This window comes from uncultured Streptococcus sp. (genome assembly GCF_963516515.1).
Lineage (GTDB): Bacteria > Bacillota > Bacilli > Lactobacillales > Streptococcaceae > Streptococcus.
Genome location: NZ_CAUQCJ010000001.1, coordinates 119,225 through 135,942, shown reverse-complemented (window position 1 = coordinate 135,942; position 16,718 = coordinate 119,225). Strand labels below are relative to the sequence as shown.

The 16,718-nt window shown below is 39.8% G+C and carries 24 protein-coding genes; 23 read left to right on the top strand and 1 reads right to left on the bottom strand.

The features are described from left to right. The first annotated feature begins 39 nt into the window (after nucleotides 1–39). Nucleotides 40–2,673 carry a DNA polymerase I gene (polA, locus tag RYL77_RS00650; protein ID WP_315009075.1) on the top strand — a complete coding sequence of 878 codons (2,634 nt, stop codon included), beginning with the start codon at nucleotides 40–42 and terminating at the stop codon, nucleotides 2,671–2,673. A gap of 84 nt (nucleotides 2,674–2,757) precedes the next feature. Continuing rightward, entirely contained in the window at nucleotides 2,758–3,195 is a 438-nt protein-coding gene (locus RYL77_RS00645; RefSeq protein ID WP_315009070.1) for a CoA-binding protein, read from the top strand. Nucleotides 3,196–3,369: 174 nt separating this feature from the next. Here the strand turns inward: RYL77_RS00645 and RYL77_RS00640 are convergent, their stop codons facing one another. Continuing rightward, nucleotides 3,370–4,380, bottom strand: coding sequence for a YeiH family protein (locus RYL77_RS00640; RefSeq protein WP_315009068.1), 1,011 nt, complete (start codon nucleotides 4,378–4,380; stop codon nucleotides 3,370–3,372). Nucleotides 4,381–4,950: 570 nt separating this feature from the next. Here RYL77_RS00640 and RYL77_RS00635 point away from each other — a divergent pair. The 21 genes from RYL77_RS00635 (at nucleotide 4,951) to RYL77_RS00535 (ending at nucleotide 16,492) form a co-directional block, all read left to right on the top strand. Beyond that, a complete protein-coding gene (locus tag RYL77_RS00635) occupies nucleotides 4,951–6,120 on the top strand; it encodes a pyridoxal phosphate-dependent aminotransferase (protein ID WP_315009066.1) in 1,170 nt (389 codons plus the stop codon). Further along, nucleotides 6,117–6,887, top strand: a complete 771-nt coding sequence (gene recO, locus RYL77_RS00630; RefSeq protein WP_050261986.1) for a DNA repair protein RecO — start codon at nucleotides 6,117–6,119, stop codon at nucleotides 6,885–6,887. Before RYL77_RS00635 ends, recO begins: the two co-directional genes overlap by 4 nt. Then, on the top strand, nucleotides 6,884–7,876 hold the full coding sequence (gene plsX, locus RYL77_RS00625; RefSeq protein WP_023932889.1) for a phosphate acyltransferase PlsX: 993 nt from the start codon (nucleotides 6,884–6,886) through the stop codon (nucleotides 7,874–7,876). The genes recO and plsX overlap by 4 nt, the downstream gene beginning before the upstream one ends. A gap of 5 nt (nucleotides 7,877–7,881) precedes the next feature. Then, a complete protein-coding gene (locus tag RYL77_RS00620) occupies nucleotides 7,882–8,115 on the top strand; it encodes an acyl carrier protein (RefSeq protein ID WP_315009065.1) in 234 nt (77 codons plus the stop codon). A gap of 89 nt (nucleotides 8,116–8,204) precedes the next feature. Beyond that, nucleotides 8,205–8,399, top strand: a complete 195-nt coding sequence (locus RYL77_RS00615) for a hypothetical protein (RefSeq protein ID WP_102211087.1) — start codon at nucleotides 8,205–8,207, stop codon at nucleotides 8,397–8,399. A gap of 3 nt (nucleotides 8,400–8,402) precedes the next feature. Continuing rightward, complete coding sequence (locus RYL77_RS00610; RefSeq protein WP_315009063.1) at nucleotides 8,403–9,059, top strand: hypothetical protein; 657 nt, start codon at nucleotides 8,403–8,405, stop codon at nucleotides 9,057–9,059. A gap of 170 nt (nucleotides 9,060–9,229) precedes the next feature. After that, nucleotides 9,230–9,424: a hypothetical protein gene (locus RYL77_RS00605; protein ID WP_315009061.1), complete on the top strand. Its 195-nt coding sequence runs from the start codon at nucleotides 9,230–9,232 to the stop codon at nucleotides 9,422–9,424. A gap of 60 nt (nucleotides 9,425–9,484) precedes the next feature. Next, nucleotides 9,485–10,081, top strand: coding sequence for an NlpC/P60 family protein (locus RYL77_RS00600; protein ID WP_315009060.1), 597 nt, complete (start codon nucleotides 9,485–9,487; stop codon nucleotides 10,079–10,081). A 111-nt stretch (nucleotides 10,082–10,192) separates the two neighbouring features. After that, nucleotides 10,193–11,362, top strand: coding sequence for an N-acetylmuramoyl-L-alanine amidase family protein (locus RYL77_RS00595; RefSeq protein WP_315009058.1), 1,170 nt, complete (start codon nucleotides 10,193–10,195; stop codon nucleotides 11,360–11,362). 152 nt (nucleotides 11,363–11,514) lie between these two features. Beyond that, nucleotides 11,515–11,661 (top strand): smi_0057.1 family bacteriocin-like peptide, encoded by a 147-nt coding sequence (locus RYL77_RS00590; RefSeq protein WP_000425305.1) that lies wholly within the window; start codon nucleotides 11,515–11,517, stop codon nucleotides 11,659–11,661. Nucleotides 11,662–12,225: 564 nt separating this feature from the next. Then, nucleotides 12,226–13,041, top strand: coding sequence for a GHKL domain-containing protein (locus tag RYL77_RS00585; protein WP_296173187.1), 816 nt, complete (start codon nucleotides 12,226–12,228; stop codon nucleotides 13,039–13,041). Further along, nucleotides 13,038–13,778, top strand: a complete 741-nt coding sequence (locus RYL77_RS00580) for a response regulator transcription factor (protein WP_315009055.1) — start codon at nucleotides 13,038–13,040, stop codon at nucleotides 13,776–13,778. Before RYL77_RS00585 ends, RYL77_RS00580 begins: the two co-directional genes overlap by 4 nt. A 359-nt stretch (nucleotides 13,779–14,137) precedes the next feature. Next, a complete protein-coding gene (locus RYL77_RS00575) occupies nucleotides 14,138–14,266 on the top strand; it encodes a smi_0059.1 family bacteriocin-like peptide (RefSeq protein WP_000658221.1) in 129 nt (42 codons plus the stop codon). A gap of 11 nt (nucleotides 14,267–14,277) precedes the next feature. Then, nucleotides 14,278–14,433 carry a hypothetical protein gene (locus tag RYL77_RS00570; RefSeq protein WP_315009053.1) on the top strand — a complete coding sequence of 52 codons (156 nt, stop codon included), beginning with the start codon at nucleotides 14,278–14,280 and terminating at the stop codon, nucleotides 14,431–14,433. A 34-nt stretch (nucleotides 14,434–14,467) separates the two neighbouring features. After that, nucleotides 14,468–14,644, top strand: coding sequence for a class IIb bacteriocin, lactobin A/cerein 7B family (locus tag RYL77_RS00565; RefSeq protein WP_000180820.1), 177 nt, complete (start codon nucleotides 14,468–14,470; stop codon nucleotides 14,642–14,644). Between the two features lie 231 nt (nucleotides 14,645–14,875). Next, on the top strand, nucleotides 14,876–15,046 hold the full coding sequence (locus RYL77_RS00560) for a H354_08695 family bacteriocin-like peptide (RefSeq protein WP_315009051.1): 171 nt from the start codon (nucleotides 14,876–14,878) through the stop codon (nucleotides 15,044–15,046). Between the two features lie 39 nt (nucleotides 15,047–15,085). Next, complete coding sequence (locus RYL77_RS00555; protein WP_315009049.1) at nucleotides 15,086–15,256, top strand: hypothetical protein; 171 nt, start codon at nucleotides 15,086–15,088, stop codon at nucleotides 15,254–15,256. A 49-nt stretch (nucleotides 15,257–15,305) separates the two neighbouring features. After that, entirely contained in the window at nucleotides 15,306–15,479 is a 174-nt protein-coding gene (locus RYL77_RS00550) for a class IIb bacteriocin, lactobin A/cerein 7B family (RefSeq protein ID WP_049522357.1), read from the top strand. A gap of 123 nt (nucleotides 15,480–15,602) precedes the next feature. Beyond that, on the top strand, nucleotides 15,603–15,755 hold the full coding sequence (locus RYL77_RS00545; protein WP_153193720.1) for a class IIb bacteriocin, lactobin A/cerein 7B family: 153 nt from the start codon (nucleotides 15,603–15,605) through the stop codon (nucleotides 15,753–15,755). Nucleotides 15,756–15,779: 24 nt separating this feature from the next. Continuing rightward, the gene (locus RYL77_RS00540) at nucleotides 15,780–15,935 is read left to right on the top strand and encodes a hypothetical protein (protein ID WP_315009046.1); all 156 of its coding nucleotides are present in this window, start codon (nucleotides 15,780–15,782) and stop codon (nucleotides 15,933–15,935) included. Between the two features lie 368 nt (nucleotides 15,936–16,303). Further along, complete coding sequence (locus tag RYL77_RS00535) at nucleotides 16,304–16,492, top strand: hypothetical protein (RefSeq protein ID WP_315009044.1); 189 nt, start codon at nucleotides 16,304–16,306, stop codon at nucleotides 16,490–16,492. Nucleotides 16,493–16,718 lie beyond the last annotated feature (226 nt).

The window sequence follows — 16,718 nt, the reverse complement described above, 5'->3', positions numbered from 1 at the left end:
CCAATGGTATTTTTTGGTGCTTTCCTTTATAATGGGTGTATGGATAAGAAAAAATTATTATTGATTGATGGGTCTTCTGTTGCTTTTCGGGCGTTTTTTGCGCTCTATCAGCAGTTGGACCGTTTTAAGAATGCGGCTGGTTTGCATACCAATGCGATTTATGGCTTTCAGTTGATGTTGAGCCATTTGTTGGAGCGGGTTGAGCCGAGTCATATTTTGGTGGCTTTTGATGCGGGAAAGACGACCTTCCGTACAGAGATGTATGCGGACTATAAGGGTGGTCGTGCTAAGACTCCTGATGAGTTTCGTGAGCAATTTCCTTTCATTCGTGAGTTGCTGGATCATATGGGGATTCGTCACTATGAGTTGGCTCAGTATGAGGCGGATGACATTATCGGGACGCTAGATAAGCTAGCAGAGCAGGATGGTTTTGATATTACCATTGTCAGTGGGGACAAGGACTTGATTCAGCTGACGGATGAGCATACGGTGGTTGAGATTTCCAAGAAAGGTGTGGCTGAGTTTGAGGCCTTTACGCCAGATTATCTCATGGAAAAGATGGGGCTCACACCGACTCAGTTTATCGATCTCAAGGCGCTCATGGGAGATAAGTCGGATAATATCCCTGGGGTGACCAAAATCGGTGAAAAGACGGGTATCAAACTCTTGATGGAGCATGGCTCACTCGAGGGGATTTATGAGAATATCAATGGGATGAAGGCTTCTAAGATGAAGGAAAATCTCATCCATGATAAGGAACAGGCCTTTTTGTCGAAAACACTGGCGACCATTGATACCAAGGCACCGATTGAGATTGGTTTGGAGGATGTGGTCTATAGTGGTCCAGATGTGGAAAATCTTGGGAAATTCTACGATGAGATGGGCTTCAAACAGCTCAAGCAGGCTTTAAATGCATCGTCAGCTGATGTGGCTGAGAGTTTGGACTTTACTATCGTTGACCAAGTTAGTCAAGATATGCTTAGTGCCGAGTCTATCTTCCATTTTGAGCTTTTTGGTGAGAATTACCATACGGATGATTTGGTTGGATTTGCTTGGTCTTGTGGGGATAAGCTTTATGCTACAGACAAGCTTGAACTTTTGCAAGAGCCTACTTTCAAGGATTTTCTAGAAAAAACACCTCTGAGAGTGTATGACTTTAAGAAGGCTAAAGTTCTCTTGAATCGTTTTGGTGTGAATTTGCAGGCGCCTGCTTTTGACAGCCGTTTGGCTAAATACCTCCTTTCGACTGTGGAGGACAATGAAATTGCGACCATCGCGAGTCTTTATGGTCAGACTTATTTGGTTGATGATGAAACTTTCTACGGTAAGGGTGTCAAGAGAGCCATTCCTGTACGTGAGAAATTCTTAGAATACTTGGCTCGTAAGCTTGCTGTTTTGGTTGAAACAGAGCCTATTTTGCTTGAAAAACTCAGTGAAAATGGGCAATTAGAGCTTCTCTATGACATGGAGCAACCTCTGGCTTTTGTCCTTGCTAAGATGGAAATCGCTGGGATTAGGGTCAAGAAAGAGACCTTACTTGAGATGCAGGCTGAAAATGAGCTTGTTATTGAAAAACTGACTCAAGAGATTTACGAGTTAGCTGGTGAGGAGTTTAATATCAACTCGCCTAAGCAGTTGGGCGTGCTTCTTTTTGAAAAGCTTGGTCTTCCTCTAGAATACACCAAGAAAACCAAGACTGGTTATTCGACAGCGGTGGATGTGTTAGAGCGTCTGGCTCCTATTGCACCGATTGTTAAGAAAATCCTGGATTACCGTCAGATTGCCAAGATTCAATCGACTTATGTAATTGGTTTGCAGGACTGGATTTTGGCTGATGGCAAGATTCATACTCGCTATGTGCAGGATTTGACCCAGACTGGGCGTCTGTCTAGTGTGGATCCTAACTTGCAAAATATCCCTGTGCGTTTGGAGCAAGGCCGTCTCATTCGTAAGGCTTTTGTGCCTGAGTGGGAGGATAGTGTGCTACTCAGCTCCGACTATTCACAGATTGAATTGCGCGTTTTGGCGCATATTTCTAAGGATGAGCACTTGATTAAGGCTTTCCAAGAGGGGGCGGATATCCATACCTCAACAGCCATGCGTGTCTTTGGTATTGAACGTCCTGAGGATGTGACTGCAAACGACCGTCGTAATGCTAAGGCAGTTAACTTTGGAGTAGTTTATGGGATTTCAGATTTTGGTTTGTCTAATAATCTGGGCATCAGCCGTAAGGAAGCTAAAGCCTACATTGATACCTACTTTGAACGCTTCCCAGGTATTAAAAACTACATGGATGAAGTGGTGCGTGAGGCGCGTGATAAGGGCTATGTAGAGACCCTCTTCAAGCGTCGTCGTGAGTTGCCAGATATCAATTCGCGCAACTTCAATATTCGTGGTTTTGCGGAGCGGACAGCTATCAACTCTCCTATCCAGGGGTCGGCGGCAGATATTCTCAAGATTGCTATGATTCAGCTGGATAAAGCCTTGGTTGCAGGTGGTTATCAGACTAAGATGCTGTTACAAGTGCACGATGAAATCGTCCTTGAAGTTCCGAAATCTGAATTAGCAGAGATGAAAAAATTGGTCAAACAAACCATGGAAGAAGCCATTCAACTCAGTGTTCCCCTCATCGCAGATGAAAATGAAGGGGCAACCTGGTACGAGGCTAAATAAAAAGGGGGCTAGTCCTCCTTTTTTGTAGTAGAATTCTGCAAGCCTTTTCAAATTGTGCTATACTGATGAAAAAGGAGGATTTCTATGAGTCAAGAATTTATCAATCCAAGTGATGGCGTAATTCGTCAGTATCTAGCAACGAGTAAAACCCTTGCTGTAGTGGGGTTATCAGACCGTGAAGAAACAACTAGCAATCGAGTGACCAAGGAAATGCAGGCTCGGGGTTATAAAATTATTCCAGTCAATCCCAAGGCGGCAGGTGGCGAAATCTTGGGTGAGAAGGCTTATGCTAGTCTAGCAGAGATTCCTTTTCCTGTAGATATTGTCAATGTTTACCGTCGCAGTGAGTTTTTGTCAGATGTGGCGCGTGATTTTCTCAAGGCTGATGCCAAGATTTTTTGGGCACAGCTAGGACTTGAAAGTCTAGAAGCGGAAGAAATCTTGCGTGCTGGTGGATGCGATGACATCGTGATGAATCGTTGTATTAAGAGAGAACATACACGCTTGATTAAGGAAGCATAAGAAAAGGTAGCTGGTGGGCTACCTTTTGTGTTATACTCAATGAAAATCAAAGAGCAAACTAGTCGCAGGCTGCTCAAAACACAGTTTTGAGGTTGTGGATAGAACTGACGAAGTCAGTAACCATACCTACGGCAAGGCGACGTTGACGTGGTTTGAAGAAATTTTCGAAGAGTATTAGAAAATGCCGATAAGGGTCTGCATTCCAAGACTAGTGAGGATGATGGCAATCCAGCAAATGGCTCCGAGAATAATGGATTTTCCGCTGGATTTGACCATAGCGACCAGATTTGTTTTGAGACCGATAGCACTCATGGCCATGATAATGAGGAATTTGGAGAGTTGTTTGAGAGGGGTAAAGAAACTACTGGATACCCCAAGAGAGGTCAGTAGGGTGGTTAGGAGAGATGCAAGGATAAAGTAAAGGATAAAAAGTGGGAAGACTTTTTTCAGTTGAAGGCCTTGCTTATTTTTTTGCTCGCGACTTTGCCAGTAGGAGAGAAAGAGAGTGATGGGGATGATAGCCAGTGTCCGCGTAAGTTTGACAATGGTTGCGGATTCGAGGGTATTGGTCTGGTAGAGACTGTCCCAAGCGCTAGCTGTGGCGGTTACAGAGGAAGTATCATTGACCGCAGTCCCTGCAAAGAGGGCGAAGCCTTCATTGGATAGATGAAGCCAGGTACCTAGCGTTGGAAATATGAGCGCAGCCAAGACATTGAAGAAAAAGATAACGGAGATGGCTTGGGCTACTTCCTTTTCCTTGGCATGGATAACGGGCGCTGTCGCCGCAATGGCAGAACCCCCACAGATAGAAGAACCTACTCCAACCAAGGTAGCCAGTTTTGTACCCAGTGCAAAGAAGCGCTGGAAGAAGTAGGCAACAATCAAGGCTATTGAAATGGTGGACAGTATAACAGGGAGCGAAGATTGCCCAACTGCGAAGACTTGCGAGATATTGAGACCAAAACCAAGCAAGATAACGGCATACTGGAGCAATTTCTTGGAACTAAAGGTCAATCCCGCATCCAGTTGTTTATAAGACGAGAGAAAGGGATGTAGGAGCATGCCTATGAAAATCGCAAAAACGGGCGCGCCAATAACAGGGAAGAATCCGCCCAGATACCAAGCAAGTAGTGAAATCAGAAGGCAGGCCAAGATACCTGCTCCATTTTTTGATAGAAATGACATAAAAACCTCCAAATAGAATCTGTTACCATTATAGACCTGTAAAGAGGAAAAGTAAAATAGAAAGTGGAGCTAACAATTATTTGACAAGTAGTGCTAATTATGTAATAATAATCCTACAAGAACTGTAACGAAGTCTTGGCAAAAACAAAAATACCAGAGCTCCACCTCTGGTATTTCTTTTTGTCCAGTTACATTAAAACTAAACTCAGGTTATACTTTTTTGTCGCGCTTATCTAACCACTTTCTGACTATCCACTCAGAAATGACATTACCGGTAATAGTAATCAGTAATGGTGCTAGAATAGTTGTAACGAAGATTATCAAAACCTCAATACTCGTCGAAAATCTCATGATACGTTGTCATCTTCGGCTTACCTAACTTTAGTTATGCTTTCACCTCGATTCCTAGTCTCATGAGATTTTCATTGAGTATTCTAAAAACATAGTGTTGTAATCAATTTAAATTAACATACTTCAATTTGTTATGCTAGCGTTATTCTATCATGTATTTTTGCGGTCGGGGTGCTTTTGTAGTATAATAGAGATACGTTTTGACAGTAGGAGGTATCTATGGATTTAACTAAGCGCTTTAATAAACAGTTAGATAAGATTCAAGTTTCGTTGATTCGTCAGTTTGACCAGGCTATTTCGGAGATTCCTGGGGTCTTGCGTTTGACCTTGGGAGAACCTGATTTTACAACGCCAGATCATGTCAAGGAGGCGGCCAAGCGAGCGATTGACCAGAACCAATCCTACTATACAGGGATGAGTGGTCTGCTGACCTTACGTCAGGCGGCCAGTGATTTTGTTAAGGAAAAGTACCAACTGGACTATGCTCCTGAAAATGAAATCTTGGTTACAATTGGGGCGACAGAGGCTTTATCTGCTACTTTGACAGCTATTTTGGAAGAGGGAGACAAGGTACTCTTGCCAGCTCCTGCTTATCCGGGTTATGAACCGATTGTCAATCTAGTTGGGGCAGAGGTTGTCGAGATTGATACGATTGAAAATGGGTTTGTCTTGACTCCTGAGATGTTGGAAAAGGCCATTTTGGAGCAGGGGGACAAGCTCAAGGCGGTTATTCTCAACTATCCAGCTAATCCGACAGGAATTACCTATAGTCGGGAGCAATTGGAAGCCTTGGCAGCTGTTTTACGCAAGTATGAGATTTTCGTTGTCTGTGATGAGGTTTACTCAGAATTGACCTACACAGGGGAAGCCCATGTGTCTCTAGGAACTATGTTGAGAGATCAGGCTATTATTATCAATGGTTTGTCGAAATCGCATGCTATGACAGGTTGGCGTTTGGGGCTGATTTTCGCTCCTGCGGCCTTCACAGCCCAATTAATCAAGAGTCACCAGTATTTGGTTACTGCCGCAAATACCATGGCTCAACACGCTGCGATAGAAGCCTTGACGGCTGGTAAAAACGATGCGGAGCCTATGAAAAAGGAATACATCCAGCGTCGAGATTATATCATCGAGCAAATGACTACTCTTGGTTTTGAGATTATCAAACCAGACGGGGCCTTCTATATCTTTGCTAAGATTCCAGCGGGCTACAATCAAGACTCCTTTGCTTTCCTGAAGGATTTTGCTCAGAAGAAGGCAGTTGCCTTTATCCCTGGTGCAGCCTTTGGGCGTTATGGGGAAGGCTATGTTCGCCTATCTTATGCAGCCAGCATGGAGACGATCAAAGAAGCCATGAAACGACTTGAGGAGTACATGAGAGAAGCATGATTCAGTCTATCACGAGTCAAGGCTTGGTGCTCTACAATCGTAACTTTCGTGAGGATGACAAGTTAGTCAAGATTTTTACAGAGCAGGCTGGCAAGCGCATGTTTTTCGTCAAACACGCTGGTCAATCCAAACTGGCGCCTGTTATTCAACCCTTGGTGCTGGCACGATTTCTCTTGCGAATCAATGATGACGGGCTCAGCTACATCGAGGACTATCATGAGGTCATGACCTTTCCCAAGATTAATAGTGATCTCTTTGTCATGGCTTATGCGACCTACGTAGCAGCTCTTGCAGATGCTAGTTTGCAGGACAATCAGCAGGATGCTCCCTTGTTTGCTTTTTTGCAAAAGACTTTGGAGTTGATGGAAGAGGGTTTGGATTATCAGGTTTTGACCAATATTTTTGAAATCCAAATCTTGACCAGATTTGGAATTAGCCTCAATTTTAATGAGTGTGTCTTCTGCCATCGGGTCGGTCAGGCTTTTGACTTTTCTTTTAAATATGGAGCCTGCCTCTGTCCAGATCATTATCATGAAGATGAGAGACGTTGCCATCTCAATCCCAATATCCCCTATCTGCTCAATCAATTTCAAGCCATTGATTTTGAAACCTTGGAAACTATTTCGCTAAAACCTGAAATTAAGCAAGAGCTACGCCAATTTATGGATCAACTCTACGAAGAGTACGTTGGGATTCACCTAAAATCAAAGAAATTTATTGATTCTCTAGCAGACTGGGGACAATTACTAAAAGAGGAAAAGAAATGAAAAAAATCGCAGTAGATGCCATGGGAGGCGATTACGCACCTCAGGCCATCGTTGAGGGTGTCAATCAAGCCCTAGCTGACTTTTCAGATATTGAGGTTCAACTCTACGGAGATGAAGCTAAAATCAAGCAATATCTGACAGCGACAGAGCGCGTCAGCATTATCCATACGGATGAAAAGATTGATTCAGACGATGAACCTACGAGAGCTATTCGGAAGAAGAAAAATGCCAGTATGGTCTTGGCGGCCAAGGCTGTCAAAGAGGGTGAAGCAGACGCTGTCCTCTCAGCTGGGAATACAGGTGCTTTGTTGGCAGCAGGATTTTTCATCGTGGGTCGTATCAAGAATATCGATCGTCCTGGGCTTATGTCGACCTTGCCGACTGTAGATGGGAAGGGTTTTGATATGCTGGACCTCGGTGCCAATGCGGAGAATACAGCCCAGCACCTCCATCAATACGCGGTTCTAGGTTCCTTCTATGCTAAAAATGTCCGCGGTATTGCGCAACCACGTGTTGGTTTGCTTAACAATGGAACAGAAAGTAGTAAGGGCGACCCGCTTCGTAAGGAAACCTACGAATTACTAGCAGCTGATGAAAGTTTGAACTTTATCGGAAACGTGGAAGCGCGTGATTTGATGAATGGTGTTGCGGATGTGGTCGTGGCAGATGGTTTCACGGGAAACGCAGTGCTCAAATCCATTGAAGGGACAGCCATGGGAATTATGGGCTTGCTCAAGACCGCTATTACAGGTGGTGGTCTTCGAGCGAAACTAGGCGCCCTTCTTCTCAAGGACAGCCTCAGAGGTTTGAAAAAACAGCTCAACTATTCAGATGTTGGTGGAGCAGTCTTGTTTGGTGTCAAGGCACCTGTTGTCAAGACTCATGGCTCAAGCGATGCCAAGGCTGTTTATAGTACAATCCGCCAGATTCGTACCATGCTAGAAACAGACGTAGTTGCCCAGACTGCGCGTGAATTTTCAGGAGAATAAAAGAGATGACAGAAAAAGAAATTTTTGACCGTATTGTGACCATTATCCAAGAGCGACAGGGAGAAGACTTTGTTGTGACAGAAGCTTTGAGTCTAAAATATGATTTGGATGCTGACTCAGTTGACTTGATGGAGTTTATCTTGACACTGGAAGATGAATTTAGCATCGAAATCAGTGATGAGGAAATTGACCAATTGCAAAGTGTAGGAGATGTAGTTAAAATCATTCAAGCAAAATAGAAATCGAAGTTCCAAGGCAACGGAAGTAGATGGTGTTTAGTAATGAGGAATATCGGATATCCTTGTAAAAATGGGAAAAACACGTTATAATGGACTTATTAGAAGAGAAAGGAAGTATACTCGTGGCTACATTCAGTATTACTCGTGATATCACACTCACAAAAGAAGATTTTGAAAAAATTCAAGCCTCTAAATCAACTGATTTGTTGCTTGATATTATCAAAAAGAATACAGATAAACAAGAACAACCTTCCTTACTAGGTCTAGAGAAGCTGGTAAGATAAAGTATGAAATTATATGCCTTACCACTAGGGGATGTCATCAAATTTATACGACAAACCGTTATTACTAGAAATCCTGAATATACTAATGAACGGAGAATACGTCAAAAAGTCCGTGAGAACTTTTCTAAGATTGTTTCGGAGCAAGTGTCGTTTGGTAAAAATGAGGATATGTTAGAGTATCTTAAAAATGACGCAATTACAACAGAGCTGACACATAAATCAAGAAATTTTATTATTATTGATCAAGAGATATCAGGAGATAGATTTGAGATTTTAGGTTTTTTTACACTAACATTAAAAATTGTTAATGTTCAAGAATTAGATAATGATAACAAAAAATCTTTTGTTTTAAGTGGGAAAAACGCGAGAAACTTAAATTATATACCAGGACTTTTGATTGCTCAATTTGGTAGAAATTTACACTTTAATAAAATTATTGGTCAGCAAGTTATGGAATTAGTGGTTGAAAAAATTCAATTAGCTCAGAGTATTTTAGGTGGTAAAATGGTTTATTTGGATAGTGTTAATGAAGATAAAGTGATTAATTTTTATAAATCGTTTGGTTTTGTTGAATATGGTGAGATTATTAGGGATAATAAGCACCCTGATGTATATTATCAACCAATGGCTCTTGATATGACAAAAGTGATTGTTGAGTAGAAATCGAAGTTCCAAGGCATTTGCTTTGGAATTTTTCTTTGGTTCAAATGACCGTTTAGGAACAGATTTAGTCTTTCTAGGGACAGTAGAAATCTGAGGACAAATAAGGGATATAATAGAGTCAGAAAAAATCAATCTCCAAAAAGGAGAAAAAAGAAAGGATTTCTATGATGAAAAAGTATCTTTATTCTAGTTTGTTGGTTCTTGCAGGAGGCGTTCTCCTAGCAAATACTACGGTAGCCTATGCTGATTCCCCATCAGCAAGTGAGAAAGAAGCGATTGCTCAATTAGTTAATCAAGGCAAGATAAAATCTGAAGAAGCTGATCAAGTAAAATTGATTGGTTTTGAAGATAAAGAAACTTAAGCAGAGGGCAATCAAGAGAAGAAAGTTTTCAATCAATATCGTGATCCGAAAGGAACATGGATGCAAACCAATGGTAAATGGTGGTTTAAATACGGTTCAGGTGGTTATGCTAAAAATTGGGAACAATTAGATGGGAAGTGGTACTATTTTGATGACCAAGGATGGATGAAAGAAAATACTTGGATTCAACCTGATGGTAATTATTACTACTTATCTGCTAGTGGTGCTATGGTCACTGGTTATCAACGTGTGAATGGTACACCATACTTCTTTAGAGACAGTGGTGTATGGGTAGAAAATCGTGGACAGGCACTTGGTGAATATGCCGAGACATTTGTAGGTAAAATCCCCTATGTTTGGGGTGGGGCAGATTTGGATAGTGGCGTAGATTGCTCAGGATTTACGATGGCTATTCATGCTAAGTTTGATATTAGTATTCCTAGAGTAACCTATGATCAAGCAACAGGAGGAAGTTATGTAAGTAATGGTTCTCAACAAGCTGGAGATTTGATTTTGTATAATAGTGAAGAGACAAATGATCATGTAGGTATTTATGTTGGTGGTGGAAAGGTTGTTCATGCTCCATATCCAGGCCGATATGTTTCTTATATGGATCAATATGGCATTACTCAAAATACAATCCGTAGATATTGGTAATATTGTCTAATTTTTCACAATATTATTGACTTTGACTATGAAAAGTATTAGAATATAGCTAAATAAAGAGGGAAGTCCTCTTATAGCTATTCAATAAAGGAGGAAATGGCTATGAAAAAATCTAAACTACTCACACTTGGTTTGCTTGTAGGTGCTGGTCTACTTTTATCTATCAACCAAGCACAGGCTGCAGATACTTGGGTTAAAAATGGGTCTGACTGGAATCTTTCTCAAGATGGCAGCCTCGCTAAGGATAAATGGGTGCAAAATGCTGGTTCTTGGTACCACTTTGACGCTTCTGGTAACATGCAGACAGGCTGGCTCAAAGACGGAAATACATGGTATTCCCTAGCAGATAGTGGCGCTATGCGTACTGGCTGGTACAAGGAAGGTAGCACATGGTACTCACTAGCAGATAGTGGCGCCATGCGTACAGGTTGGTACCAAGAAGGGTCTACATGGTATTACCTCAAAGGCAGTGGTGCTATGGCAACAGGATGGGCGACTGCAAATGGTAAATGGTCTTACTTTGAAAAATCAGGTGCTATGGTTGCGGATAGAGCTGTTCCAGCCAGTGATGGGGAAAGTTATGTCATTGGTAAGGATGGCTATCTAGCAAATAGAAAAGATGCTGGATACAATATTCATGATATTGTCAAACTTGGAGATGGGCAAGAATATTTGCTAAATGCTAAAGGTGACGATGTTATTATTGAAAAAAATGCTTGGTATATCAGACCAGAGTTCAAGAAGTTTTCTAATAAATATGGGGATGAGGTTGCAAATACTACCTTAGCTTTAGTGGATAATAAAGAAGAAGGACAAGAAATTGATTCTAAGGCGGTTGTACAGAACTTCCAAAACTTACCAAATCGCTACTACTTTGATGAAAATGGACATCGTGTGGTTAATATTCCAGCAATGACAACCTATTCAGAGATTAAAAAAGCTGGCAATGATGTCTATTTAGAAAATCCAGGTGCACGACTTCGTCTTGGGGCTACCAGCTTTACAATCAATAACAATAAACTATACTATTTAGAAAATGAGCAAGGTAAGCTCAAAACAGGTTACTTTGTATTAATTGATGATGGTATGGCTACAACCCACTATCACATCTTAGCCTATGCGGGTCAATCTGGTGAAATTCTTAAGATGAAACGCTTACCATCAGGAGTTTCAGATTATCTGGATAAAGAAATCGATGGTTTATACGGTGAAAAAATTAAGATTGAATCTCCACACTCAAACGAATATTATAAAGTGGTCGTGGTTAAATAAAAATAATATCTTCACAACTAATCGTTAACGCTCTAACCAATATACCATTTTCAGGAGGCTTTAGATTTCTTGTATTTTAAAAGGAAGCTAAAGCCTTTTGTAGATGGAGCAGGGGATAGAGTTAGCTATAAAATAATGAAAAGGAGTCTGTCATGGAAATGAAAAATACATTTGTAGAATTGGAACAATTTGAAGAGTTAACCCCAGAGGTATTGAAGGAAGTGAATGGTGGAGGGATTTTTGAAGATGCCGTAAAATGGTGCGATAAGTTATTTAGTACGGGTAGACACTTTGCTTAAATTCACAGTATTCGTTAGAGATTAGATTTATTTATGATTATTTTAGAATTCTTAGTTTCTGTGCTATATATACTGTTGGTAGTCGTTTCAACCATGGTACCTACTATTTATTTGGGTGCTCAAATTTCCCCAGAATTTTATAAAAAACGTTATTGGGTCCTTGTATTTTTAATTAGTTTATCTGCTCGTCAAACATTTGGAGAATTATTCCATATAGGAATCATTCTCTTCTTTTACTGTGTTTTTTTATTAGAATTGCATAAAAGAAAAGGGGAAGCTTTTTTTCTTTCTCTGTATCTTTTTCTCTTCTTTCAGAGTATTCGTTATTTATTTTTGACAATTTGGATTCGTGTATTATCCGGTGAGCCTTGTTGTTTTGTAGATTCGTTTTCCACGTTATATAGATCTGTATTTGATTTATTATCAATATTTCTATGTTGTAAAATAATGAAGCGTTGGTCTTTGGATTTGGATTTATTCTTTTCAGATGCTTTCAAAATCCACTATCGTAAGAGTTTTTTCATTATCCTACCTCTGACTGTGTTTAGGATATTCTCTTCGTTTATGACCAATATAAATAGTTCTTTCTACGTTCGTTTTGACACGACCATCTCTCTCCTAATTTTCATTCTCTTTTTCTCTTGGCTCTTTTACATCAAGCATTTGGAGCAGGTTTATCGTGATGAGCAGACCATTCAGAGACAGGAAGATGAAAATCGTTCCTTGCAAGGGATGGTGGACAAGCTAGGTCATCTCTATGATGAAGTGCGAGGTTTCCGTCATGATTTTGCAGGAATTGTCGCCAGTATGGAGCCTGCCATAGCCAATCAAGACATGGCTGAGGTGTCTACCATTTATCAAGATGTCTTTCTAAAGACCAATGAAAAGCTGAGGAAGGCGGATTACACGGCCTTTAATCTTCATAATATCCATGATATAGCCATTCGCAATACCTTGGCAAAAGCCATGATTGTGGCAGATAAGCAAGGAATTCATTTTAGTTTGGAGACGGTGGGGGTCGTAGAAGAGCTGGCTTTGCCGATGTTGGAGGCTATCCGTATCCTCTCTATCCTCACGACAAATGCCTTAGAGGCAGCCAGTGAGGCGGAAAATCCGCAGATTCGAGTTGCTTTATTGGCAGGCGATAGGAGTGTCCGTTTTATCATTGAAAACACTCGTAAGAAAGAAGAACTGAATCCCAGCATTCTCAGTCAAAAGGGTTACTCTACCAAGGGAAACCACAGTGGACTGGGCTTAGCAACCTTGGAGGATATGGTTTTTCATTATGATTTAAACTTAGATACCCAGCTAGGAGAGACGACCTTTAGACAAGACTTAGAATTGCCATTTAAGGATGAGAAACGAGGGGGAGAGGAATGAGAATTTTAGTTTTGGAAGACGATAAAGTCCAGCAAGGACGGATAGAGCAGACTTTACTAGATATTGGTCGCTCTCGCAATTTGAGATTGGAAATTGATATTGCCAAAAACTATGGAGATGTTGAAAAGTATTCTCAGTATTTTGACCATTACCAGCTCTATTTATTGGATTTAGAGATTGATGGAGAGCGTGAACGGGGCTTTCAGGTTGCTCAACAGATTCAGGAGCGAGATCCCTTTACAAGCATTGTCTTTGTGTCTACGCACTCGGAGGCCTTGCCTCTAGCTTTTCGCTACCACTTGTCTGCCTTGGATTTTATTTCCAAGGATCAGTCTGAGGAGGACTACCGTCATCAGCTGGAGCGCTGTTTGGACTATGTATTAGCAGTGGATAAGAGGGAAAATATGCGTCTCTTTACCTATAGTTTTGAGGGAAGACGGGGCTTTACTCTGCCCTACCATGAGATTTTAGCCTTTGAAACTTCAGTGGAATCCCATCGTATCAAGGTCTATTATGCCAATCATTCTATCAAGACCATTTATGGCAGTCTCAAAGATATCGCTGCTAAGGCTGAAAAAGATTACTTTGTCTATGCCAATCGCAATACGTTGGTCAGTTTACAGGCCATTGAAGAGATGACTGCGACAGAAGTGACCCTGTTAGAAGGCTTGCACTTCCCCGTATCACGAACAGCCAGAAGAACACTAAAAAACACCTTAATGTCTAATATCTGTTAGATTTGAATGAAGTTATCAATAAGAATGTCGGAAAATTTTCTGATATTCTTATTTTTTTGACTTCTTTTTCGAATAGATAAGTAAGAGGAAACAGAAAGGAGCCTAGTTCATGTATCTACCAATTTTCTATCCATGGTTTACTAAATTATTTTTCAAATAAATTTAATTAGCTGTACATTTTTGAATTGTTTTTCGAATAGATAAATAAGAGGAAAAGGAAAGGAGTCTGGTTTATGTTTATATCAATGTTCTACCCATGGTTCACTGAGTTATTTTTTAAATAAATTTAATTTAGTTGTACATTTTAGAAAATTTTTTCGAATAAATAAGTGAGAAGAAAAAAGAAAGGAAGGAAAATAATGAAAGAACATTACTATGGATTTGTTGAGCTAACATCGGAAGAATTGACCGATATTCAAGGTGGAGAAAATTGGACGAAGACCCTTGTAGATTGGTACATTGGATTTCGTAGAGGTTTTGGTTTTTAGGAGGATAAGATATGAATGAAATGAATGATAAGTATGCTATTGAAGTATTAAAGGAAAGCGACTTAGCCTTGCTGGTGGGTGGTAGCAAGGAAAGTTATCAACGTGGTTTAATTACAGGTCTATTGTTACGCGGTGTATTTATTGGAACCCCATTTTTTAGAAGATAAGATTTAGAAAAAATAGAACAAGAGGAGAAAAAAGATGACAAATTTTGACAAAATGGAACAGAACTTTGTAGCTCTTACAGAAGAAGAGTTGATGGATGTGGATGGGGGGATTGCTTGGGAGGTAGTCTCTTTGGGTATTGCGATTGGCTGGGGGATTTACCAAGCTGGTGAAGCTGCTGGTAAAACATTCTACTATATTACTCATCCATAGTATTTGATAAATATGAGCAAGAAAACATTTTGGATTATACTACTCGTTATTACAATTGTGGTGACTGCCGTTGGTTTAGGATTGTCTGCATATAATTATTATGTTTTTGATAGACCTTTTTTCAATAGTACTACTAAAGGACTGTTATCTGCATTTGTTATGAGTGTATTGATGATTATTATTGGTGTATTAAAAGAAAACTAATTTTTATTATTAAAATGGAGGATAAATATGTTAAGTTTACAAACTATTGAACAAAATTATACTACGTTAAGTGATATTGAACTGCAAGAAGTTGATGGGGGAGGAGTGTTACTTTTGGTTGGTGGTGGTATTTTGGCTGTCGGACTATTAGCTTGGGGTGCGTATAATGGTTATCAGTCGGCATCACGAGGTGGATAAAAAGATGGTAGATTGTTTTTTAGTAAATAGGAGTCTACCATGAAACAATTCTTATTAGGTTTTGCTGAAGGGTATTTTATCGTATCGCTCATAGTCTACATCGCAACGTATTTGATTTTGAGAAATCCAATCAATACCCTATTTTATCCAGAAATTTACCCTGTTTTATTTGGGCTATTTTATCTAGGATATAAGATCAATAAAAAGTAGTTTAGAGTCTAAACATATAAAAATATATAAAAATTAAGGAGAAAAAAAGATGACAAATTTTGACAAAATGGAACAGAACTTTGTAGCTCTTACAGAAGAAGAGTTGGTGAATGTGGATGGGGGAATTATTCCGATAGCAGTAGCAGCTAGTATTATTGCAGGTTCAGCATTTGCCGGTTTAAGTGCAGGTGTAGCTATTGGAATTAGCCGAAACAAGAGATAATGAGAGAATCAATGAAGTTTTCAAACGAATTTGCGGCTATTATTATATCAGCCTCAGGAATGGTGGGTTTATTAGTAGGAGTAGCTATTGGATTAGCTAGTATTATTTAAAAAGGAGTATATCATGCAAAATTTGAATCAATTTGAAATCGTAGACCAAAATGAATTAGAGCAAGTACAAGGTGGAGTAGGTTTATTGATTGTTATTGGAGGCTCATTGCTTGCTGCAGGTGGAGCTGGAGTAGTGGGTTATTGGTTATCTCGTACGTTTGGTTAATATATTTAAAGGAGTAGGTAGGATATGAAAAAATTAGAAGAAAAATTTGAGTTCATGGCAGAAGCAGATTTGGCTAGTACCAAGGGCGGACTTATTATTACTACTTCTACAGCTATCGCTTGGGGTATTTTAGGAGTCGTTACCTATATGTACGGTCGTCATCTAGGAAGCAGACGTTAATTTTAACAATTTGATACATATTTTATTAAAGAATGTAAGAAAAACTATGAATCGTAATTTAGAACGGTGTTATCTATTCTGACTATGAATAGATCATACCATAGGTGGCTTAGAAATAGCAGGGACATTAAAAATTGAAGGAACTTTAAATAGGATGTCGTAAAGGTTACTATCAATGATTTATTTGTCCCAAGCTTGCCTAGGGTGACAGTAAAAAATCAATTTCCTTTCATACCATATTTTTAGTAGGTAGGACGTTTGTTCTGCCTATTTTTTGCCCCAAAAAGTGCAGTTGAGGTGTTTATTTGGAGTTTTACATATATTTTTGATAAAATAGGTGTAGAAATTAGGAAAGTTGAAGAAAAGAAATGAAGAAGGTTTTAAAATATTTTTTAGTATTTGTTTTTCTATTTTTGATGAATATTTTCATCTTTAAGATACTAGCAACCCTGGGATTTCAGCTGACAATGAGTGAAAAGAGTTATATTGTACCACCGCTGTTTTCGATTATCGTTTTGCATATGATTGACAAAAGAGTTAGGAAGAAAAAGGAATAAATATATATTTTAGGTAGGACGTTTGTTCTGCCTATTTTTTATTCTAAAAGTGCATTTGGGAGGTAGATAGGCGCATTTGGGGAGGAAGTCCAGTTTTTGTTTGAGGATTGGGGTAAGATAGTTGTTATCAGATGAGTTTATACTCTTCGAAAATCAAATTCAAACCACGTCAACGTCGCCTTGCCGTATATATGTGACTGACTTCGTCAGTCCTATCTACAACCTC